Origin of the sequence: Pelomonas sp. Root1444, assembly GCF_001426885.1 — a bacterium.
Taxonomy (GTDB): domain Bacteria; phylum Pseudomonadota; class Gammaproteobacteria; order Burkholderiales; family Burkholderiaceae_C; genus Pelomonas.
This window is the reverse complement of record NZ_LMFP01000003.1, coordinates 96,862-120,529: the sequence shown is the minus strand read 5'-3', so window position 1 is coordinate 120,529 and position 23,668 is coordinate 96,862. Positions and strand designations below refer to the sequence as shown.

11 protein-coding genes and 1 pseudogene are annotated in these 23,668 nt (G+C 70.1%); 10 read left to right on the top strand and 2 right to left on the bottom strand.

Translation table 11 applies throughout. From position 1 onward, the window contains the following. Positions 1-155: 155 nt before the first annotated feature. The 8 genes and pseudogenes from ASD35_RS03345 to ASD35_RS03310 form a co-directional block, all read left to right on the top strand. Positions 156-857: a response regulator transcription factor gene (locus ASD35_RS03345; RefSeq protein WP_056873502.1), complete on the top strand. Its 702-nt coding sequence runs from the start codon at positions 156-158 to the stop codon at positions 855-857. Then, a complete protein-coding gene (locus ASD35_RS03340; protein WP_056873501.1) occupies positions 857-2,479 on the top strand; it encodes a FecR domain-containing protein in 1,623 nt (540 codons plus the stop codon). Before ASD35_RS03345 ends, ASD35_RS03340 begins: the two co-directional genes overlap by 1 nt. Next, positions 2,479-4,395, top strand: coding sequence for a CHASE2 domain-containing protein (locus tag ASD35_RS03335; RefSeq protein WP_082579880.1), 1,917 nt, complete (start codon positions 2,479-2,481; stop codon positions 4,393-4,395). The genes ASD35_RS03340 and ASD35_RS03335 overlap by 1 nt, the downstream gene beginning before the upstream one ends. Before the next feature lie 119 nt (positions 4,396-4,514). Then, positions 4,515-5,219, top strand: a complete 705-nt coding sequence (gene aqpZ, locus ASD35_RS03330; RefSeq protein ID WP_056873499.1) for an aquaporin Z — start codon at positions 4,515-4,517, stop codon at positions 5,217-5,219. A gap of 188 nt (positions 5,220-5,407) precedes the next feature. Next, positions 5,408-13,336: an SdrD B-like domain-containing protein gene (locus ASD35_RS03325; RefSeq protein ID WP_082579879.1), complete on the top strand. Its 7,929-nt coding sequence runs from the start codon at positions 5,408-5,410 to the stop codon at positions 13,334-13,336. Between the two features lie 14 nt (positions 13,337-13,350). Next, positions 13,351-17,604 (top strand): OmpA family protein, encoded by a 4,254-nt coding sequence (locus tag ASD35_RS03320; RefSeq protein ID WP_162254417.1) that lies wholly within the window; start codon positions 13,351-13,353, stop codon positions 17,602-17,604. 377 nt (positions 17,605-17,981) lie between these two features. Then, positions 17,982-18,725 carry a PEP-CTERM sorting domain-containing protein gene (locus ASD35_RS03315; protein WP_082579877.1) on the top strand — a complete coding sequence of 248 codons (744 nt, stop codon included), beginning with the start codon at positions 17,982-17,984 and terminating at the stop codon, positions 18,723-18,725. 498 nt (positions 18,726-19,223) lie between these two features. Next, positions 19,224-19,544, top strand: a pseudogene (locus tag ASD35_RS03310) (integrase core domain-containing protein); the annotation flags it as partial. Between the two features lie 252 nt (positions 19,545-19,796). On the opposite strand, the gene ASD35_RS03300 reads toward ASD35_RS03310, so the two are convergent. Continuing rightward, on the bottom strand, positions 19,797-19,979 hold the full coding sequence (locus ASD35_RS03300; RefSeq protein WP_056873494.1) for a DUF3606 domain-containing protein: 183 nt from the start codon (positions 19,977-19,979) through the stop codon (positions 19,797-19,799). A gap of 149 nt (positions 19,980-20,128) precedes the next feature. On the opposite strand from ASD35_RS03300, the gene ASD35_RS27000 reads away from it, so the two are divergent. Then, positions 20,129-20,320, top strand: a complete 192-nt coding sequence (locus ASD35_RS27000; RefSeq protein ID WP_157275351.1) for a hypothetical protein — start codon at positions 20,129-20,131, stop codon at positions 20,318-20,320. Positions 20,321-20,474: 154 nt separating this feature from the next. Here ASD35_RS27000 and ASD35_RS03295 read toward each other — a convergent pair whose 3' ends face one another. After that, complete coding sequence (locus ASD35_RS03295) at positions 20,475-21,401, bottom strand: DUF72 domain-containing protein (protein WP_056873493.1); 927 nt, start codon at positions 21,399-21,401, stop codon at positions 20,475-20,477. A gap of 108 nt (positions 21,402-21,509) precedes the next feature. Between ASD35_RS03295 and ASD35_RS03290 the strand changes: the two genes are divergently transcribed. After that, complete coding sequence (locus tag ASD35_RS03290) at positions 21,510-23,600, top strand: ATP-dependent helicase (protein WP_056873492.1); 2,091 nt, start codon at positions 21,510-21,512, stop codon at positions 23,598-23,600. Positions 23,601-23,668 lie beyond the last annotated feature (68 nt).

Below are 23,668 nucleotides of genomic sequence, written 5' to 3'. Positions count from 1 at the left end.
CGGCAGCCGGAGGCAGCTCCAACGGGCTGCGGGTGTCGTCGCGGGTCCCGGGGGACGTGTAATGCCCGTGCAGCCCACACTGCCGCCGCCGCCCGTGGCGCTGGCTCACGCCCGCCGTCGTTGACAATGCGCCGCTTTGCGCCCCACGAGAACCCATGCAGATCGCCGTTCTTGACGACGATGTCCACCAGCTTGACCTGCTTTCCCACGTGGTCGGTGCGCTGGGCTACACCTGCCACCGCTTCAGCAGCGGCGACGCCCTGCTGCAGGCGGCCCGGCACGCCACCTTCGACCTGTTCCTGATCGACTGGGAGTTGCCCGACACATCCGGCCTGGACGTGCTGCGCGCGCTGCGCGGCCGGCACCGCATCACTGCGCCGGTCATCTTCGTCACCCATCGCGACGAGGAGCGTGACGTCGTGCAGGCCCTCAGCGCCGGCGCGGACGACTATGTGCCCAAGCCGGTGCGCAGCGCCGAGCTGAAGGCCCGTGTGATGGCCTTGCTCCGCCGGGCCTACCCGGAGAAGGACGCCGGCCTGCAGCATGGCGAGTTCCTGCTGCAGCCGTCCTCGCGCACGGTGCTGTACCAGGGCCGGCCCATCGAGCTCAAGCAGCGCGAGTTCGAGCTTGTGCACTGCCTGTTCCTGCGGGTGGGCCAGTTGCTGTCGCGCGCCTACCTGATGCAGACCGTGTGGGGCCATGACGCCGAGGTGCCGACGCGCACGCTCGACACCCATGTGTCCGCCGTGCGCAGCAAGCTCGGCCTGCGGCCCGAGCGCGGCTACCGGCTCGCGGCGGTCTACGGGCATGGCTACCGGCTGGAGGCCTTGGCCCAGGCCGGAGAGCAGGCAGCATGATGAGGCGCATCTTGGCCGCTGCCGCCTTGGCAGCAGGTTCCGCGCATGCCCAGGAGACGGTGCCCTACGAGGTGCAGCCGGGCGAGTCGCTCTACGTGATCGCCGGGCGCCTGCTCGATGACTCGCGCCAATGGCCCGAAGTGGCCAGGCTCAACCGGCTGGCACGGCCATTCCGGCTTCAGCCGCGCCAGCGTCTGCTGCTGCCTGCCGCGCTGATGAAGGGCGCCGTCGCGCCCGCGCGGGTCGAGTACGTCCGCGGCCTGGTGAATGCCGACGGCGCGCCGCTGCGCATTGGCGCGCTGGTGGGCGAGGGCGCCGCGCTGGACGTGGGCGCGCAGGGCTTCGTGAGCCTGCGCCTGCATGACGGGTCGCTGCTGCAGTTGCAGGCCAACAGCCGCACGAAGTTGCTGCGCCTACGCGACCTACCGGCAGCCCAGCGGCGCAACACACTGATCGAGCTGAACCAGGGCCGCGTCGACGCCACCGTGGCGCCGCAATCGCCCGGTTCGCGCTTCCTGGTGAAGACGCCGCTGGCCACGGCCGGCGTGCGCGGCACGCGCTTCGGCGTGGCGGTGGGCGCGCAGGCCGAGCGCACCGTGGCCGATGTGATCGAAGGAGCCGTCGAGGTGCAGGCGCTGGGCCATGAGGGCGGCCCGCCTGTCCCCGTGCAGGCGGGGCAGGGCGCCGTCGTGCGGCCTGGCGGCCCGCCGCTGCGCAAGGCGCTACTGCCTGCGCCGGCTCTTCCGGCCGAGCCGCTGCGCGTCGAGGCGCATCCCGGGCCGCTGCCGCTGCCCACGGTGCTTGGCGCCGAGCGCTACCGCGTGGAGGTGGCGGACGACGCGGCCTTCACGCGGGTGCTGTGGTCGGCCGAGGCGCCGCTGCCGCTCGTGCTGGACGGCCTGCCCGACGGACGCTATCGCCTTCGCGCCCGGGCCATGGACGGCGACGGCCTGCTGGGCGCTGAAGGCGCCGGCCTGCTGTGGGTCAAGACCACGCCGGTGCCGCCGCTGGCGCGCGCGCCGTTGCCGGGCGCCACGGTCGCGCCGCAGGGCGTGGCCATCGCCTGTACCGAGGTGCCGCAGGCGCAGGGTTATCTGCTGCAGCTGGCGGGCAACCCGCGTTTCGAGCCGCTGCTGCTGGAGCAGCGCGGCAGCGGACGCTGCCATTTCGAGCTGCCGGCGCTGCCCGTCGGCGATGTCTACTGGCGCGTCGCCTCGCTGGCGCCCGAAGGCGATGTCCGCCTGGAGCGCGGGCCGTTCGGTGACCCGGGCCGGTTCGTCGTCGTGCCGCTGCCGCCCGCGCCGCAGGCCGATGCGATGACGGTCGACGGCGGCCAGGTGCACTGGCAGCCGCTCGACGGCTACCGCTATCGCGTGCAGGTGGCCACCGACACCGGCTTCGCCACGCTGGTGCAGGACGAGGAGGTGCAGGCCGGCAGCGTGACGCTGGCCGCACCGCCGCGCTGCGCGCCCTATGCGCTGCGCCTGCAGGCGATCGACGCCCATGGCCGGCGCTCGGCGTTCTCGCCGCCCCGGCTCGTCCACACCGACGCGAGCGTCTGCAGCAGCGACGGCAGCCCCGTGCAGCAGGCCGGCGGCGAGCGCGTGCAGACGGGCCGTTGATGCCCGGCCTGCACGGGCGGTGGCGCGCGCGGGGGGCGTTGCTGCTCTTCCTCGCGGCGTTCATGGCGCTCGGTGCGTCCAACGGCCTGGGCCGCATCGATGCGCTGTTGTCCGACCGCCTGCTCGCCTGGGACACCCGCCCCGTGGCGCCGGACATTGTCGTCGTCGGCATCGACGACGCGAGCCTGGCCGCGCTGGGCCGCTGGCCCTGGCCGCGCGCCGTGCATGCGCGCTTGCTGGACGCGCTCACCGCCGCCGGGCCGCGCGCCGTCGGCCTGGACCTGCTGCTCTCGGAGCCCGATGCCGCCGGCGATGCGCAGCTGGCCGCAGCGATGCAGCGCAACGGCCGGGTGGTGCTGCCGCTGCGCATGGCGCCGCTGCAGTCGGGTGCGGCGGTGGTGTCGCTTCCCGTGCCTGCGCTGGCCGGCGCGGCGGCGGGCCTGGGGCACATCCATGTCGAGCTGGATGCCGACGGCGTGGCCCGCCGGATCTTCCTGCGCGAGGGCTTCGGCGATGTGCTGTGGGAGCACTTCGCGCTGGCCGTGCTGCAGGTGTCCGGGCAGGCGCCGCCGGCGCTGCTGGCCAACCCGGCGCCGGGCGGCGCTGGCACGGCGGGCTGGTGGCGGCGTGCCCAGCCCTACACCATTCCCTACGCCGGCCCGCCGGGCCATGTGCGGCGCGTGTCGTACCTCGACGTGCTGGAAGGCCGCGTGCCGGCCGCGCAACTGCGGGGCGCCATCGTGCTGGTCGGCGCCACCGCGCCGGGCCTGTCGGACGCCTATCCCACGCCCATGGCGAGCCAGGACGCGCTGATGCCCGGCGTGGAGATGTCGGCGCAGACCATCGCGGCCTTGCGCGAAGGCCGCAGCCTGCGCGGCGCCGCGCCGTGGGAGGCAGCGCTGCTGACCTTGGTCGCGCTCGGCCTCGCCGCCGCGGCCGTGCGCCTGGCGCCGCCGCGCGTGGCGGTGTGCGCGTTGCTGGCGCTGCTGCCCGGCACCGTCGGCCTGGCCTGGGCGCTGCAGCTGGCCGGCGTGCAGTGGCAGCCCGGCGCGGCGCTGCTCGGGCTGCTGCTGCTGTACCCGCTGTGGAGCTGGCAGCGGCTGGACGCCGCGTTGGCCTACCTGGCCCGCGAGTTCGAGCGCACGCGCCGGGAGCTGCCGCCGGGCGAAGCCGATGACCGGCCCACCGCCGCTGGCGACCTGCTCGACCGCCGCATGGCGGCGCTGTCGGCCGCTGCCGAGCAGGTGCGCGCGCTGCAGCGCCAGCGCCAGGAAGCGTTGCACTTCCTGTCGCATGACCTGCGCGCGCCGCTGTCGGCAACGTTGGCGCTCATCGAGCTGCAAGGCGGCGCCAACGCCGCTGCCGCGCTGCCCCTCATCGAGGCCCACTCGCGCCGCGCGCTGGACATGGCCGAAGGCTTCGTGCAGCTCGCCCGCGCGGAATCGGCCCAGGGCTACCGGCTGGAGGCGCTGGACCTGCGCGATGCGTTGGTGGAGGCGGTCGATGCCTGCTGGCCGCTCGCCCAGGCCCAATCCGTCGTGCTGGCCAGCGCGGCGCCGGCGCAGGAATGCCTCGTGTCGGGAGACCGTTCGATGCTGATCCGCGCGCTGGTGAACCTCGTCGACAACGCGCTCAAGCATGGCGGCAGCACAGGCGGGCGCGTGCAGTGCGAGCTGGTCGCCGCCGGCGCGGGCTGGCGCATCGAGGTGGCGGACGCCGGCGAGCCCTTGCAGCCGGACCTCGCTGCGGGCCTGTTCACGGCCTTCCATCGCGGTGGGACGGGGGCGCCGGGCGCTGGCCTGGGCCTGGCCTTCGTGCAGGCCGTCGCGCGGCACCACGGCGGGCAGGCGGGCTGGCGCGGGCTGGCCCAGGGCAACGTGTTCTTCATCGAGCTGCCCGCCGGCGCCGCCGGCTGAGCCGCACCGAGAAGGTCAACAAAGGTCAGCGCGGCTGGCCGCGGCGGCAGCGGCCCCCCATGATCGCGGCCGCTGCGCATCAACCCTGCGCGGTACCGGATCACCCGCGAGGAACAAGCATGAAGAAAGCATTGGCCGCCGAGTTCATCGGCACGTTCTGGCTCGTCTTAGGAGGCTGCGGCAGCGCCGTGCTTGCCGCGGCCTTCCCGCAACTCGGCATCGGCCTGCTGGGCGTGTCGCTCGCCTTCGGTCTGACGGTGCTGACAATGGCCTATGCCGTCGGCCCGGTGTCGGGCGGGCATTTCAACCCCGCCGTCTCGGTGGGCCTGTGGGTCGGCGGGCGCTTCCCCGCCGCAAGCCTGCTGCCCTACGTCATCGCCCAGGTGGCGGGCGCCGTGGCCGCCGGCGGTGTGCTGGCGCTCATCGCCACCGGCAAGCCGGGTTTCGACCTGGTGGCCAGCGGCTTTGCCTCCAACGGCTATGGCGAACACTCGCCCGGCGGCTACTCGCTGCTGGCGGCGCTGGTGGCCGAGGTGGTGCTGACGGCACTGTTCATCCTCATCATCCTGGGCACCACGGCCAAGCGCGCGGCCACCGCGATGGCGCCCATGGCCATCGGGCTGGCGCTGACGCTCATTCACTTGATTAGCATCCCCGTGACCAACACCTCCGTGAACCCGGCGCGCAGCACCGGCGTCGCGTTGTTCGTGGGCGGCTGGGCCATCGAGCAGCTGTGGCTGTTCTGGGTTGCGCCGGTCGTCGGCGGGGCGCTCGGCGCGTTGCTTTACCGCGTCACGCTGGATGAGGAGAATTCACGCGCCTAACGCGCTGAGTGACCGGGGCCGGCAAGGCTGCCCTGCGCCGCTCTTAAAGTCCCGCTTGCCGCCGAAGCGCCGCCGTTTCGCCGGGCTGCACTCACAAGGCCGGACCACCGGCTGACCAGGGATCTCCCCTTCCATTTTTTTGTTGTGCCCCATGCGGGGCAGGGCTTCGCCTTGCCTCGGAGAACACGATGACGTTTGTTCGCCTGTTGCCTCGTCTTGCCCGCCGTGCGGGTTCCATCGTTCGCTGCGCCATGGCGCCGCTGGCCTTGGGGCTCGCTTTTGCGGGGTCCGCCCATGCGCAGCTCGTGGTCACCGGTGTGCCGGACAGCCCCGATCCGGTCGCTGCCGGCGGCACGGTGACGTACACGGTCGGCATCGGCGATGCGCTGGGCGCCGCGCGCAGCAACGTCACGCTCAACTTCGACATCCCCGCCGGCGGCCGCTTCGCCGGCACCAGCACGCTGCCCGCTGGCGCGTCCTGCGCCGGCATGGCGCTGAACCAGGTGGGCCCGGGTACCGTCACCTGCACGGGCATCAACGTGCCGGCGCTGTCCACCGCCCAGGTGCCGCTGCGCGTGCGCACGCAGGCCGCAGGCACGCTCACCGTCACGGCCTCCCTCGTCGGCGGCAGCTCGCAGAGCGAAACCACCACCGTCAACACCGGCGCCGACCTGCAACTGGCGATCAACGCGCCGGCCAGCGCGGCCGCCGGCAGCACGCAAAGCATCGTGCTCACAGTGACCAACGGCGGGCCCAATACCTCGCCGTCGTCCACGCTCAGCTACAGCGTGCCGCCGGGCTTCGCGCTCAGCGCCACGCCCGGCGGGTGCTCGCTGGCGGGCAGCGCGCTGACCTGCAACCTGGGCGCGCTCGCCAACGGCGCCACGGCCAGCGTCACCGCCACGGGCGTGATCGGCGTCGGCGGCAACTCCACGCTTACGCACTCGGCCGACATCACCGGCACCGGCGGCGTGGGCGATGGCGATAACGGCAACAACGTCGCCAGCGCCAACACCGCAGTCGCCGCAGGCAGCAGCTTGTCGGTCACCAAGACCAAGTCGGTGGCGGACCCGGTGCAGGTGGGGCAGGGCTTCAACTACCAGTTCACGGTTCGCTACAGCGGCGACTTCCCGAGTGGCACTCAGGTGCAGGACACGCTGCCCGCGAACTTCTGCCCCGTGGCACCAGCCAACTTCACCAGCGGCGCGTGGACGTGCACGGCCTCAAGCACCTGCCCCACGGCCGGTGGCACGCTCAGCTGCACGCGCAGCGGCACCGGCAGCGCCGGCAGCAATGTCTCGCTCGGCACCATCACCGCAGCCGTGCAGGCGCTCACCAGCGGCGCCGGCATCGTCAACACCGCCACTGCCAGCGCCACCGGCGTGAGCCCGGTCAACGGCTCGGTCAACACCACCGTCATCGACCCGGCCGCCGACCTGCGCGCCAACAAGGGCAAGAGCTGGCCCCAGGCCGCCGTGCCGCTGAACCAGGCCTTCAACTACACGGTCTCCACCACCAACCTCGGCCCCAGCGCCGTGCCGTCCAGCGGCACGATCACGCTGACCGACACGGTGCCGGCCAACCTGCAGGTCAACAGCATCACGGCGCCGGCCGGGTTCAGCTGCTTGTCGTCGGGCGGCGCCACCTTCCCGCAGGCCGGGCCGGTGACGATCACCTGCACCAGCACCAACGTCGCGCTGGCCGTCAACGCCACCACCAGCAACGCCACCATCAACGCCCAGGCCACCGCCGCCGGCGGCACGCTGACCAACCAGGTCTGCGTAGCTGCGGCCAATGCGCCGGCGGACAACGTGGCCGGCAACAACTGCGCCAGCGTGGGCGTGAACCCGCAGGCCAATGCCGCGCAGGCCGACGTGTCGGTGCTCAAGCGCGTGCTGGGCCTGGGCGATGCGCCGGGCAACCGCCAGGACGCGGGCTCGCCAATCGTCTGGGAGATCGAGGTCGTCAATGCCGGCCCGCAGGCCGCCACTAACGTGGCCGTGACCGACACCATCAACAACGTCTTCAACGCCAACGCCGGCCAGTACTCGCTGGCCACCGTGGCCGGCAGCGCCACGCTGGGCAGCTGCAGCCTCACGCCGTCGGGCTCGGCGGTGTCGCTGGGCAGCTGCACGATCACCAGCCTGCCCGTGTGCACGGCCGGTGTGGACTGCCCGCGCTACCAGGTCACGGTGCGCCACTTCGGCGACGGCACCTCGGGTAACGACCAGTTCACGGTGACCAACACCGCGTTCGCGCTCGCGCAGAACGAGGCCGACGCCAACCTGACGAACAACACCGCCAACAACAACACGCCGGCCAGCGCCTACTACACGGCGCGCGCCGACGTCGCCGTGGCCAAGACGGACAACCCCGACCCGGCCTCCGCCGGCCAGCTGCTCACCTACACCATCACGGCGAGCAACCCGTCGGCCACCAGTGCCAGCCGCGCCTTCAACGTCAGCGTGAACGACACGCTGCCGGCCGGCCTCGTCTACCTGTCGGCCAGCGCCAGCGGCGGCGGCAGCTGCACGACGGCGCCCGCGGTGGGCAGCACCACCGCCCCGGGCAACGACACGCTCATCTGCGGCTGGACCTCCATCGCCCGCGGCTCGCAGCAGACGGTCACCGTGCGCGTGCGCGCCACGGTCGCACTCGCCGCCGCTTTGGGCGGCAGCGGCTCGATCACCAACTCGGTGACGGTCAGCACCGCCACGCCCGAAATCACCGGCGGCGCCGCCAACAACACGGCCACGCAGGCCACCGCCATCAACGCGCCGGCCTACGACCTGATCGTCAACAAGACCGACGACGTCGACCCTGTCAACGTCGGCGACAACGTCACCTACACGCTCACCGTCACCAACAACGGCGCGTCCACCGCCGAGAACGTGGTGCTCACCGACACGCTGCCTTCTGGCGCCGGTGCGCCCACCTTCGTGGGCCTGGTCACGCCGCTGCCTGCGGGCGTGGTGTGCGACACCTCGGCCGTCACGGTCGGCGTGGCCGGCGGCAGTATCAGCTGCAGCATCGCCAGCCTGGGCGGCACCGGCAACGGCGCCACCGGCGAGACGAATTCCGTGCAGGTGCGCGTGCGCCTGCAGGGCGCCGACAAGGGCACGTTCTCCAACGTCGCCTCGGTGCGCTTTGCCAACGCGGCACAGGACGCCTTCGACCCGCAACCCAACAACACCGCCACCGAGCCCACCACCTTCCGCTTCAAGGCCGACGTGCAGGTCGTCAGCAAGGCGGCCGTCGTCAGCGGCAGCACCACGCCGCTGGCCAGCGTCGCGCAGGGCCAGGGCTTCGACTGGCTGGTCACGCTCCGCAACAACGGCCCGCAGGCGGCCGAGACCACCAGCTTCGCCGACACGCTGCCCGCAGGCCTGCAGCTCACCGGCACGCCGGTGCTCACCGTCACCTCGGGCAGTTTTACGCCCGCCGCGCCCACCTGCACCGGCAGCGCCGGCGGCAGCACCACCACCTGCGCCATCGCCAGCATGCCCTCGGGCGGCACGGCCACCGTGCGCATCCCCGTGCAGCTGGTCAGCAGCCTGGCCAACGGCACGGCGCTGACCAACACGGCCAGCATCGTCACCACCGGCTCGGGCGACACCGACGGCGGCGCCAACCCCAACGCCGGCAACAACTTCGGCAGCGGCAGCATCACCACGCAGACCTCGACGCTGTCCGGCCGCGTCTATGAAGACAGCAACGGGAACGGCCAGCCCGATGCGGGCGAGCCGGCCATCGCCGGCGTGACGTTCACGCTCACCGGCACCGACAGCCTGGGCGGCGCCGTCACGCGCACCACCACCAGCGACGCCAGCGGCAACTGGAGCTTCTCCGTGCCCGCCGGGACCTACACGGTGACCGAGACCCAACCCGGCGCCTTCCTGCCCGGCATCACGCGTGCCGGCAGCGCCAGCGGCGCCGGCAGCAGCGCGGGTACCGTGCCCAGCAGCGGCACGGGCGTCACCAGCGGCCCCAACGGCTCCAACGCCAACGTGATCCAGAGCATCGTGCTGGGCACCGGCGGCAGCGCCACCAACAACCTGTTCGGCGAAGTGCGCGCCGCGTCCATCGCGGGCCGCGTGTACCAGGACGCCGACTACAACGGTGCCTTCACCACCGGCGAGCCCGGCATCGCCAACGTAACGCTGCAACTCACCGGCTCTGACATGTTCGGCAACGCGGTGAGCACCAGCGCCACCGGCGCGGCCGACGGCAGCTACAGCTTCGCCGGCCTGCTGCCCGGCAGCTACACCGTCATCGAGCCGACGCAACCCGACGGCCTGGCCGACGGCAGCGAGACGGCCGGCAGCGCCGGCGGCAGCACCGCCACCAATGAGCGCATCAGCGCCGTCACGCTGAACTCCAATACCAGCGCCACCGGCTACAACTTCGGCGAGACCATGCCGCGCGTGACCGTGCGCGTGTTCGAGGACGCCGACAACGACGGCACGCCCGCCACGGGCGACGCCGGCATCACCGGCGTGACGCTGCGCCTCACCGGCACCTCCAGCACCGGCGCGGCGGTGGACATCACCGCCACGCCCATCACCGGCCAACCGGGCCGTTATGAATTCCTCAACGTGCCGCGGTCCGCGGCCGGGGGTTACACCATCACCGAGACACAGCCGGCCACGTATGCGCCGGGCAAGGCCAATGCCAACAGCCACCCCGGCAGCGCGCAGGCTAACGGCAACGTCATCCAGGGCGTGACCATTGCCGGCACCAACACGCCGGCCGCCGTGGGCGACTACCTGTTCGGCGAACTCACCAGCAGCCAGATCCGCGGCCGCAGCTACTACGACCGCAACGGCGACGGCAGCCCCGGCGCCGTCGCGAGCGAGCCCGGCATCGCCGGCGTGGCCATCACGCTCACCGGCACCGACGACAACGGCAACGCCGTGTCCGTGGCCACCACCACCGATGCCAACGGCGACTACGCCTTCAACAACGTGGCGCCCGGCAACTACACCGTCACCGAGACGCGCCCGGCGGGCTTCCTGCCCGGCCTGACGCGTGCGGGCACGGTGACCGGCAGCGGCTCCGTCGCGGGCAGCGTGCCCGCCAGCGGCAGCGGCGTCAGCGCGGGCCCGAACGGCTCCGATGCGCCGCTGGTGCAGAGCATCCGCCTGGGCAGCCCCGGCTCCAGTTCCAGCAACAACAACTTCGCCTCGGTGCGCACGGCCTCGCTGGCCGGGCATGTGTACGCCGACATCGCGCCCGCCAACGGTCAGCGCGACGCCGGCGAGCCGCCGCTGCCCGGCGTGACCGTCACGCTCACCGGCACCGACTTCCTCGGCCGCAACGTCTCCACCGCGCTCACCACGGCGGCCGACGGCAGCTTCAGCGCCACCGGCCTTCTGCCGGGCAGCTACCAGCTCGACGAAACCCAGCCCGCCGGCACCGGCGACGGCCCGGAACGCCTGGGCAGCGTCGGCGGCAGCGCCCGCGGCACCGCCAACCCCGGCGGCGTGAACGACCGCTTCGGCGCCATCGTGCTCGCCTCGGAAGAGGCCGGCACCGGCTATGACTTCGGTGAACGCGGCGGCCAGATCACCGGCAACGTCTACGTCGATGGCAACGCCAACGGCCAGCGCGATGCGGGCGAGCTGCCGATTGCCGGCGTGACGCTCACGCTCACCGGCACCAGTGCCGGCGGCCTGCCGGTCAGCCTCACGGCCACCACCGGCGCCGACGGCCAGTACCTGTTCGACGGCGTGCTGCCCTCGGACGCCACCGGCTATGTCATCACCGAAACCCAGCCCGTCACCCATGCCGACGGCGCCGACAGCGTGGGCCGCCTCAACGGCGCGTCCGCCGGCGCGCTGGCGGCCAACGACCGCATCGGCTCGCTTGTCTATACAGGCGGCAGCGGCGACGGTTACGATTTCGGAGAGCAGGGCGCCTCGCTCGCGGGCAGCGTGTCGAACGACGTCAACGGCAATGGCCGGCGCGAGCCGGGCGACCTGCCGCTGGCCGGCGTGACCGTCACGCTGACCGGCACCGACGCGACCGGCCAGCCCGTCAGCCGCACCACGGTGACCGGGCGCGACGGCCGCTACAGCTTCGCGGACCTGCCGCTGGACAACGGCGCCGGCTACACGCTGGTGCAGGCGCCGGTGCCCAGCTCCACCCACACCGGCGAGACACCCGGCACGCTGGGCGGCACCGTGCCGGCCGCGCGCCAGATCAACGTCAGGCTGCCCGCGGCCGCCGCCAACGGCACCGCCAACGACTTCTTCGAGCAGAGCAGCGCACCGGCGGTCGTCAGCGGCCGCGCCTGGCGCGACAGCGACCACGACCGCGTCGTCGATGGCGGTGAACCCGCCGTCGCCGCATGGACCGTGGAGCTGGTGAGCTGCAATGACGGCAGCACCGCCTGCGCGAACTCCGGCGCCCAGGTGCTGGACACCCGCAGCACCGGCGCCGACGGCAGCTACCGCTTCGACAACGTGGTGCCGGGCAACTACCAGCTGCGCTTCCGCGACGCCCAGGGCCACCTGGTCGGTGGCACCTGGCCCACCGACCCGGTGCTCAACGCGCCCAACGGCGCCTTCCCGACCGTGCCTGGCATGGCGCCGCGCGGCTGGATCCCGCTGACCGTGACGACCGGCGTGTCGGTCGTCAACCAGGACCTGCCGCTCGACCCGGGTGGCGTGGTGTTCGACAGCCTGAGCGCCGCGCCAGTGCCGGGCGCCGTCGTGACGTTCAGCGGCCCCGCCGGCTTCGATGCGGCGACGCAACTGCTCGGCGGCAACGCCGCGTTGACCACCGGCCCTGAAGGCGATTACCAGTTCTTCCTGCTGCCCGGTGCGCCGGCCGGCCTGTACACGGTGGCGGTGACCCCGCCTGCCGGCTACGTGCCTTCCGTTGCCTACCCGGCGGCGGCGGGCCCGCTCGACGCGGTGAACTGCACCGCACCGGGGAACGCCGGCACCACGCGCGGCAGCGAGGCCTGCATCGTCAGCGCCGCGCCCCGCCCGGTGGCCGGCCCGGCCGCGCCGTACTTCATGAGCTGGCAGATGAGCGCGGGCGGCGCACGCCCGGTGGTGAGCAACCACATCCCGCTGGACCGCGAGGGCACGGGCATGGCCATCGAGCTGCGCAAGTCCACTTCCAAGCTCACCGTGAAGAAGGGAGAGCCGGTGCCTTACGTCATCACCGCGCGCAACGCCAGCAGCGGCCCCGTGGGCAACGTGGCGCTCGCCGACACGCTGCCGCCCGGCTTCAAGTACCTGGAAGGCTCGCTGACGGTGCAGACGCTGCCCAACGGCCCGGTGGTGCCGGTCAAGCCCGGCCTCGTGGGCCGCCAGCTGACCCTGCCCAACCAGTCGTTCCTGCGCGGCGAAACCAAGCGCGTCTCGATGGTGCTGGCGGTCGGCGTGGGCGTGGGCGAAGGCCAGTACGTCAACAGCGTCGTCGCCACGCAGGGCATCGATGGGCGCGTGCTCTCCAACATCGCCACCGCGGCGGTGCGGGTGGTGCCCGACGCGCTGCTGGACTGCACCGACGTGATCGGCAAGGTCTACGACGACAAGAACGCCAACGGCGTGCAGGACGAGGGCGAGCCCGGCATCCCCAACGTGCGCATCGCCACCGTCAACGGCCTGTTGGTGAACAGCGATGCCGACGGCCGCTACCACATCGCCTGCGCGGCCGTGCCCAAGGAAGGCACCGGCAGCAACCTGGTGCTGAAGGCGGACGAACGCACGCTGCCCTCGGGCTACCGCGTGACCACCGAGAACCCGGCGGCCGAGCGCGCCACGCGCGGCAAGGCCGTGAAGCTGAACTTCGGCGCCACGGTGCACCGCGTGGTGCGCCTGGAGCTGAAGGCTGCTGCCTTCACCGACGGCCAGGTGGCGTTGCAACCGACGCACCAGCCGCGCCTGGACCAGGCCGTGGCTGCGCTGGTGGAGCGCCCCTCCATCCTGCGCCTGGCCTACCAGCCGGCGCCGGGTGAAGCGGCCGATCTCGGCGAGGCCCGCATCGCGGCATTGAAGGCCGCGCTGCTCGAACGCTGGAAGGCGCGCGGGCAGGCCCAGGGCAAGGCCTTGTTCAACCTGGACGTCGAGGTCGAGCGCATGCCCGCCTTGCCGAACCGCTGATGCAGGAGCCCGCCATGACGACCCTGCCTCCGAAACCTAGCCGCGACCTCCGCATGACCCGTCCCAACTTCCGACGCGCGGCGCTGGCCGGCGCCGCAGCCACCGCCTGCCTGGCCCTGGGCCTGCCGGCCCTGGCCGCCGATGCGGCGAGTGCTGCCACCTGTCAGGCTGACGCCCGCGGCCGCTTCAGCGACCGTTGCCTGGCCGACCAGCGCGCCGTCGAGATCGACACCCGTGACCACCTGCCCGCGGCCAGCGAGCGCGAGCTGCCCAAGCTCACCGTGATCCTGGGCGACCCGCGCGGCCTGAAGGCGCAGCGCGACGAGCTGAGCCGCACCATCCCGGGCAAGGTGCAGCCGCGCGAGGAATCGCACCGGCCGCATTTCGACTCCGGCGAAGACCTGCTCAAGCCCGAGGACCAGTCGCGGCTGGACGCGATCGTCGCGCAGGTGCGCGGCCGCGAGGGCCTGCGCTTTGAGATCGTCGGCCACACCGACGTGCAGCGCATCAAGCCGGAACTGCTCCCGCGCTTCCCTGACAACCAGGCGCTGGGCCTGGCCCGCGCGCAGCAGGTCGGCCGTTACCTGACCCGCCAGCTGGGCCTGCCCGAGAGCGCCTTCCAGGCCGGCTCGCGCGGCCCCGACGAGCCGCTGGCCGAGCCCCGGGAAGACCGCGCCAACTGGCCGGCCAACCGGCGCGTGGAAGTGCGCGTGTTCTGGCAGGAGACGACGCCCGCCAAGGTCGAGAAAGAAGTGCGCGTGACGCAGGTGGACCCGAGCGCCTGCAACATGCTCTCGCCCTACGCCGCCGACGATGCGCCGCTGCGCCTGACCATCGACGGCCAGGCCGTGGTGGGCACCGACAGCGCCAGCGCCGACCGCCAGCGCTGCATCGACGTGCGCCTGGAGCGCGACCGCCTGCGCCTGCAATACGACAACCTCGCGCAGCCGCGGCGCCTGAACGCCACCGCCTGGCTCGCGACCGCCGTGCCGGGCGAGACCGTGCGCTTTGCCGGCTACAGCAACTACCGGCTGTTCCATTCGCGCGCCGAGCTGCGCCTGTACAGCAGCGACGACGCGATGCAGCCGCAACTCGTGGCCACCGTGCCGCTGGACGCCGAACTGCGCGCGCAGTGGACCGTGCCGGCCGAATGGACGCAGACGCCGCTGGCGCGCCGAAAGCTGTACTGGCGCGTGCGGGTGCTGGACGGCGAGGGCCGCTTCGACGAGACCGACGACATCCCGCTGGCGCTGGCCGACCGGCATGCGCCCGGCGGCAGCAACGAGCCCACGCCTGAGCAGCGCCTGCTGGCGGCCTACGGCAGCACGCGGCTGGCCATCGTCAACATCCCCGTCACCGGCGGCACCGTGACCGCCAGCGGCGACGGCATTGCGCCGGGCGAGCGCGTGCGGGCGCTGGGCTTCGACGTGCCGGTGGACGCGCAGGGCAAGTTCGTCATGCAGCAGCTGGTGCCGCGCCGCGTGCAGACGGGCGAGATCGTCGTCAGCGACGCCGACGGAAAGGAGCGCATCTACCGCCGCGACTTCGAGCTGCCCAAGCGCGACTTCTTCTTCATCGGCCAGGCCGACTTCACGCTCGGCCGCGACCGCACCAGCGGCCCCGCCGCGCTGGTGACGCAGGAGCGCAACCGCTACAACAACGACACCTGGAGCGAAGGCCGGCTGGCCTTCTACGGCAAGGGCCTGCTCGACGAGCGCTGGACGCTGACCGCCAGCGTCGACACCGAGGAGCGGCCGCTGAAGGATCTGTTCCGCAACCTCGACCGCAAGGACCCGACCTCGCTGTTCCGCCGCATCGACCCGGTCGACAGCTGGGGCACCTTCGGCGACGACTCCACCAGCACCGAGGACGCGCCGACGCAGGGGCGCGCCTACCTGCGCGTGGACGACGGCCGCTCGCATGCGCTGTGGGGCAACTTCAAGCTCAACCTCGGCAGCGACAACAGCCTGGCCCAGGTCCACCGCGGGCTCTACGGCCTGCAGGGCCGCTTCGTCGGCGCCGAGAGCACCAGCTTTGGCGACGCCCGCGTGCGCGCCGAGGTGTATGCCGCCGAGCCCGGCACGCTCGCCGCTCGCGAGGAGTTCCGCGGCACCGGTGGCTCGCTGTACTACCTGCGCCACCAGGACATCAGCCGGGGCGCCGAGAAGGTGTGGCTGGAGATCCGCGACCGCGACTCGGGCCTGGTGATGCAGCGCCGCGCGCTCATTCCGGGCAGCGACTACGAGGTCGACTACCTGCAAGGGCGCGTGCTGCTCACCTCGCCGCTGGCCAGCCTGGCCGACAACGGCACGCTGGTGCGCGCGGGCGGCCTCAGCGGCCAGCCGGCCTACCTGGTGGTGGACTATGAATACACGCCGCTGGCCGGCGACCTCGACACGCTGGCCGTGGGCGGGCGCACCGCCTGGTGGGTGAACGACGGCCTGCGCCTGGGGCTTACGGCCGCCAAGCAGCGCCAGACCGGCGGCGACCAACGCCTGGCCAGCGTCGACCTGCTGCTGCGCAAGAGCGACAACACCACGCTGAAGATCGAGGCCGCGCGCAGCGACGGCCCGGGCATCGGCAGCACCACGTCGCTGGACGGCGGCTTCGGCTTCTCGCAGAACACGCTGGCCGGCGACCCGCGCGGCGCCAACGCCTGGCGCGTCGAGGGCCAGGCCGACCTTGCCGACTTCGACCTCGCCAAGAGCGGTCGCGTCGGCGCCTATGCGCTGGTGCGCGAGGCCGGCTTCTCCGCGCCGGGCCAGGTCGCCTCCAACGAGACCCGGCAGGCCGGCGCCAGCGCGACGGTGCCGGTGGGCGAGCGCACCGAGCTGCGTCTCAAGGCCGACCACAAGGACGAACGCAACGGCTACAACACCGACGCCGCCGATGCCCAGGTGGCCTGGCGTGTCGACGACCGCTGGACGCTCTCGACCGGCCTGCGCAAGGACCGCAAGGGCACCGATGCCGTCAACACCTCGCCGCTGCTGCCCGGCTCGCCCGTCGTGAACGGCGAACGGACCGATGCCGCCGTGCAGGCGGACTATGAGAGCGGCCAGGGCTGGGGCGTCTATGGCTTCGGCCAGAAGACGCTGGAGCACACCGGCACGCGCCAGGACAACGACCGCCTGGGCGTGGGTGCGCGTTACCGCGTCAACGACAAGCTGTCGCTGCGCGGCGAAGCCTCGGGCGGCGACGGTGGCGCCGCCGGCAAGGCGGGGGTGGACTACCAGTACAACGACCGCTCCAACGTCTACGTGACCTATGCGCTGGACACCGGGCGCACCGACGAAACGCTGAACGCGCGCGGCGGTGCGCTGGTGGGCGGCGTCAAGTCGCGCATCGCCGACGGGCTGAACGTCTACACCGAGCACAAGCAGACCACCGGCGCGCAGAGCGGCCTGACCCATGCCTACGGCGTGCAGTACGCGCCGGACGAGCGCTGGACCTTCGGCGCGAGCGCCGAAAGCGGCCGCATCGAGGCCGAGAACGCTGGTGAGACCGACCGCGATGCCGTCGGCTTCACCGTCGGCTTCGTCAACGCGAAGGTGAAGTACTCGGGCGGCATGGAATACCGGCGCGACCGCACGGCCACCGATGCGCGGCGCAGCTGGCTGCTGAAGAACGCGGTCAGCGTGCAGGACGTCCCGAACGCGCGCTGGATGGGCAAGCTCAACTGGGCCGACAGCAACAGCGCCACCAGCGCGCTGGCGGCCGCGAAGTACACCGAGGCGGTGCTGGGCTACGCACTCCGGCCGGTCAGCAACGACAAGCTCAACCTGCTGCTCAAGTACACCTACCTGTACGACCTGTCCTCACCCGGCCAGGTGGTGGCAAGCGACGTGACGGCCACATCGGTGAGCACCGTGGGCATCGACTACCAGCAGCGCAGCCAGGTCGCGGCGGTGGACGCGACCTACGACCTCAGCGCCCGTTGGACCATCGGCGGCAAGCTGGCCTGGCGCGGCGGCGAACTCCGCCCCAGCCGCGACAACAGCGCGCCGTGGTTCAAGAGCAGCGCGCAGCTGGCAATCGTTCGCGTCGACTGGAAGGTGGTGCGGCAGTACGACTGGCTGGTGGAGCTGCGCACGCTGCGCGCCGGTGAACTCGGCGAGCGCAAGAGCGGCTTGCTGACCGCCGGCTACTACCACGTCAACGAGAACTTCAAGGTCGGCCTGGGCTACAACTTCACGAACTTCTCCGACGACCTCACCGACATGAGCTATCGCAGCCGGGGGGTGTTCGTGAACATGCTCGGGAAGTTCTGAGCGTTGGGCCTGTGAAGCGTCGCCGACCGGATCCTGCCGCGCTTGCGCAATCGGCCGGAGTCACTGGTCCCGGCGCCGAGGCATCACTGGCCAGCTGTTATTCCAGAAGCGTTCCGACGCCAAGACAGAGGGGCTGATGGAGCTCGATGCTGCGCTCTGGCCGGACAGGTCTTGTTGCTGCGGGGTGGAGGAGCTCCTCGGTTGACACAAGGCCGTGTGCTGGGAAACGAGGCTCCCGCTCTGGACAGCGGCCGGATGTGTGCAGTCAGTCACGCTAGCGCCCCCGGCTCGAGGGGGGCGCCTGCGCACCCGCCGCAGGAACAATCGGACATCCAACAACAAGCTCGGCGGACGCCGAGATACAAGCAAACATCCGCATGACGATCTTCATTCGCACCCGTTCCGCAATGGCCGTTGCCGGCCTCTTCGCCTTGATGGCCAGCCAGGGCGCACACGCCGACACGTTCGTCCAGACCTACGAGCTGCCGGGCGTCAAGAACACCACGACAACGTTCTCGGGTGGCACTGGAGTCGAGACGTTCGACACGCGCTCCACGGGCACCGGCGGTTTCGTCTCCAGCTTCGGCGGCAGCACGATCACCGGAACGTATAGCAATTCGCTTCGTGTCGACCCGGCGAACCAGTACGGCAGCGCCAACGGCATCGGCAACCATGCCGTCACGTTCTCGTCGGCCGGCTATTCGGTCGCGCTCGACACGCCGGTCAACTACTTCGGCTATTGGCTGTCGGCACTCGACACGGGCAACGTCGTCGAGTTCTACAGCGGAACAACATTGGTTGGCTCCCTGGGTGCGGCGGCGGTGCTGTCCTCGATCGGTGGCAACGCCACCTATTTCGGCAACCCTAACGGTCCGTTCGCCGGCATGAACTCGACGCAGCCGTACGCTTTTGTTAACTTCTACGACACCGACGGCACTTTTGACCGCATCGTGTTCCGCGAGGAACCGTCGTTCGGCGGATACGAGTCCGACAACCACACCATCGGCATGTACCGCGACATCACCGGCGTGCCGGCAGTGCCCGAGCCGAGCACTTACGCCCTGATGGCCGCCGGACTCGGCGCCGTGGCGTTTGCGGCGCGCCGTCGCCGCCAGCGCTGAAACGCTTCGGACCGCGAGAACAAGGGGCTGCTTCGGCAGCCCTTTTTCTTGACCACGCCTCAAGTACGCCGGGGCGGCGCCACGGGGTATCAGCAGTACACCTTGGCGCTGAGTGCAACGGGGACCGCTTCCGACCTGCGCTTTACGTTCTTCCATGAGCCCGCCTTCTTCTACCTTGACGACGTATCCGTGTCCTAACGGGTGACGACGGGCGTGCACAAACCGGGCACGCTGGGTTTGGCCAGCGCCGCGATGGCGGCTCTGGGTGGCGCATTCGGCAGAAGAGTTCGCACCTGGCTCGCTGACCTCAGCCGGTCGAGTGCCCGATCAAAACGGCGGGTTCAACCGGTCGACGCAACACACGAGGGAAGCTCTGCAGAACGCGACGCGACGTGCCGGTTAGATCAAGTGATGCCCCGTGTTCGCCAGCAAGTCCCGCATGCGTTCGTCCCCACGCCACTTTGGGGTCTTGCGAGGCGCTCCAGCATGACCCCTAGCGTGGACATTGCGGTGGACTTCGGCATAGGTGGCGAGTACGTCACGCGTCTGCTGGACCGGGCGGCGCGGTTCCGGGGATATCCGCAGGCTGTGCGTACCGACAACGGGCCGGAGTTCACCAGCCGAGCCTTCCTGGGCTGGGCGCTGCGGCATGGCATCAAGCACATCCTGATCGAGCCGGGCGCGCCGACGCAGAACGGCTACATCGAGAGCTTCAATGGCAAGTTCCGCGACGAGTGCCTCAACGAGCACTGGTTCGAGACGCTGGCGCAGGCCCGGGTCGTGATCCAGGCCTGGGTGCAGGACTACAACGCGCGACGCGCATGGCCCGACGCCTCTACCTGCCTGCGTTAGGGCTCGAAGCGTCTTGGTGAGCGTCTATCCAAATCTCACCCGCCTCGCGGCCCCTGGCAAACGCTGCAGTAGCGGTCTCGCAGGTCATGTCGAGCAGGTCGCTGTGCATCGGCTCGGCGTCGGCTCGCTCGGCCACAGCGAACGCGGGTCGGAAGAGCTCAGCGCCTTCGGGCCGTGCCTCAGCCAAAATCATCAAGCCCCTGTAGGGATGCTGCTGAATCACCGCTTGCCTTTCAGATGCGCTTCGACGGTCGCAGCGTCGTTGCCAACTGCCTTCACTGCGGCCCTGAGTTCGTCGGCTGTGACGCCGAACTTCTTCGACCAGTCGCGGACTTCGTAAGCTTCGCTGAGGCTGATGAGCTTGCGGTCCTGGCCGCCGGTCTTGGACTTGTCGTCAGGCATGTGCGTCTCCGTCGAAGGAAAGCTCAACCCTAGGCGCGCTACCGTGCCGCGTGTGTCGGACGAAGGCGCAACCTACGCCGTGTGCAGTGCTCCGGTTGGGAGCATCGTTTGCCAGCCGAAGCGACACCGCAACAGTCCAAGGACACGTAATGGCCACCGACCACATCCAACCCATGCCCGGGCGCAGACCCGTCTATCCCGTTGACGCCGATGACGGTGGGCAAGCCGACGCCAAGACGCGGCGGCCGGGCAAGTCAACTCAAGCCGAACCCCCAGACCAAGCCGATGACCCGGCCTCAGATGAAAACACCGAGTCGGCAAATCACCCGAACGACGAGTAGCCGTCGGCGCAGGCCCGACGCGCCGAGGCAGCCGCTGTACGTCCGAGGGCCACAGTAGTTGGCTCAATATGGACCGTCGGCTCCCAGAACAGCTCCCTAGTGCAACTCGACCGGCAACCGACAAAGGCGCAACGCCAGCGCGCTGGGCCTCTTCCTATCTGGCGGTCGGCACCACGACATTGGCTTTCAGGTCCTTCATCGTCTTGAAGAGCGTCCGGCCGTTGCGCTGAGCTTGGTCTTCCTTGTTGTTGTTCATGACCACATGGACATCGAGACCCGGCCGGTCCAATAGTTGGATCTGGTGAGCAAGGCCCTCGAGTTCCGCATCGTCGTAGTCGTAGTTGAACCGACCGCCGGAGTGCCCGGAGCGGTCGTTCCACGCCGCGGCGTTGCGACCATGCATGCGCACCAAGGCGCAGTCGTCGCGCGTCGCCTCCCAGATGGAGGGGATGTTGCTGAGGCCCGTCGGCTCGTCGACGATGGTGTGCACCACACCCAGCTCACGCTGGAACGCGATGGTTTCGGCCGCATGCGGGCCCTCGAACCATTTGTCGCTGCGGAACTCGACGCTCAACGTGTGTCCCGCCATGCGCTCCACACAATGGGCGACGTGGGCGTGGCCCGCCCGATTACGAAGGAGCCATGGCGGGAACTGGAAGTGCACCAAACCGAGCCGGCCGGCTTCGCGCAGCGGCTGCAATGCTTCCCTGAAACGTGCCCACAGCTCGTTGACGAGTTCGCCAGGGACGTCGCGGTAGTAGATGACGCTCTTGAGCTTCAGGTCGCTGGGTAGCGCATCTCGAAGGTCTGACGGCAAGACGGCCGGCGAGGTCTGGTGGCCGGTGAAAAGCCGAAAGGCCTTCACGTTCATCACGAACCCATCCGGGGTTCGCTCCGTCCACAGGTGAGCGGTGTCGACGCTTGGCACGGCGTAGTAGCTCGAGTCGACCTCCACCAGCGGGAACTGGGTGGCGTAGTAGCCCAACCTGCTCTCAGCCGTCGTGACGTCGGGCGGGTAGAAGCGACCGGTGTCGATGAGGCTCTTGTCGGCCCAGGAGGCGGTGCCAATCCGGATGGTCATGAGGCGGCTGCCGTCGTTACATTTACTGTGGATGCATCCAGTATATTGATGCATTGCGCGTGGCCCTATCTGCTGCGCCGCTTCAGTTCTCCCGCAACGGGCCAACGAATGAAAGAGCCCAGCTCCTCGCAACCTCAATCTCCTCGCCAGGAACCACTGCCCTTCGCCGACCTTAACGACCGACAGCGTGAGGCCGTCGAGCACGGGCTGACGGCCGGCGACCAGGGCCCCCTTTTGGTCATCGCAGGGGCCGGGTCAGGCAAGACCAAAACGCTTGCGTCCCGGGTGGCGCGGCTGGTTCAAGCGGGCGCCGACCCAAGCCGCATCCTGCTGCTGACCTTTTCACGGCGCGCAGCTGGCGAGATGGAGCAGCGAGTCGGCCGCGTGCTTCACAAAGTGCTGGGCTACACGTCGAGCCAGGCACCGCCGACGTTCCCGTGGGCAGGCACGTTCCACGGTGTCGGTGCACGGTTGCTTCGTGACTACGCCGATCGCATCGGCCTCGCGCCCAACTTCACCATCTTGGACCGGGCGGATGCCGAAGACCTGATGGGCATGCAGCGTCAGGCGCTCGGGCTGGCGGAGAAGGTTGAGCGCTTCCCTCAGAAGGGCAGCTGCCTGGCCATCTACTCGCGCGTCATCAATTCGCAGCTCCGTCTTGACCAGGTGCTGCAGCAGTTCTACCCCTGGTGCTTCGGCGCGCTGGGCGAGCTGAAACTGCTCTTCAAGTCGTACGCAGACGCCAAGCATCAGCAGCACTGCCTGGACTACGACGACCTCCTGCTGTTCTGGTCGCACATGGCAGCCGATCCAGCCATCGCTGCAGATCTTGCGCAGCGTTTCGACCACGTGTTGGTCGACGAGTACCAGGACACCAACAAGCTTCAGGCAGCCATCCTTCGCGGGCTCAAACCGACCGGCCAAAATCTGACAGTGGTGGGCGATGACGCCCAGGCCATCTACTCATTCAGAGCGGCCGAGGTCCGGAACATCTTGGACTTCCCCAACGAGTTTGACCCGCCCGCGCGCATCGTCGCGCTTGAGCAGAACTACCGCTCGACCAAGCCGATCCTCGATGCGTCAAACGCAGTCATCGCGATGGCCAAGAACAGGCACGCGAAGACCCTGTGGTCCGACAAGGACTCCAGCGAGTTGCCTCGGCTGGTGGCGCTACAGGATGAAGCGGCGCAAGCCATTTGGGTTGCTGACGACGTGCTCAGGCGGCGGGAGGAGGGCATCAAGCTCATCCGGCAGGCCGTGTTGTTTCGGACGGCCAGCCACAGCGCGCCGCTGGAGCTGGAACTGACTCGGCGGAACATCCCTTTCAAGAAGTTCGGCGGGCTGAAGTTCCTGGAATCGACCCACGTCAAGGACGTGATGAGCGTCCTGCGCTGGGCTGAGAATCTGCGAGGCCGGCTCGCTGGCTTTCGCGTTTCGCAGCTGCTTGCAGGCTTCGGCCAAGCCAGCGCCCGCAAACTGCTCGATGCCATCGAAGCGAGTCAGGACCCGTGTACCGCATTACAAGAGTTCAAACCGCCGCCGGCTGCGGCTGAAGAGTGGAACGCGCTCCGCGACCTCATCGTCGAACTGTCGAAGAACAGCGAGTGGCCAGCAGACCTTGAGCGCGCGGTCGGGTGGTATCAGCCGCAACTCGAACGCCTGCACGACGACGCGCCTGTTCGGATGGCGGACCTGGACCAGATTTGCCGCATCGCCCAGGGCTACGGTACTCGCGAGCGATTCTTGACGGAGCTGACCTTAGACCCACCGAACGCCAGCAGCGATGAATCGGGCGTTCCGTCGCTCGATGATGACTACCTCATCCTCTCCACCATCCATTCGGCAAAGGGCCAGGAGTGGCAGGCCGTGCACGTGCTCAACGTGGTCGATGGCTGCATACCTTCTGACATGGCCACCGGCAGCGAGGAAGAGGTCGAAGAAGAGCGCCGGCTACTTTACGTGGCGATGACGCGTGCTAAGCAGCATCTGTCGCTCATCGCGCCCCAGCGGTACTACGTGCGACAACAGCACCGCAGTGGTGACACGCACATCTACGCCACCTTGACCAGGTTCATCCCTGGAAGGGTTGCCCGGTTGTTCGAGCACGTTGGTCCGACTCCAAAGCCACGCCATGCGAAGCCAGCGTCCGCGGCACCTGTCGTGGACGTTGGGGCCAAGGTTCGAGGAATGTGGGACTGAGTGCTCGTGAGGGGGCACATGCGGTGAACACACGGCTGATAGGGGTCCGAATTGGTTCAAAGACGCTT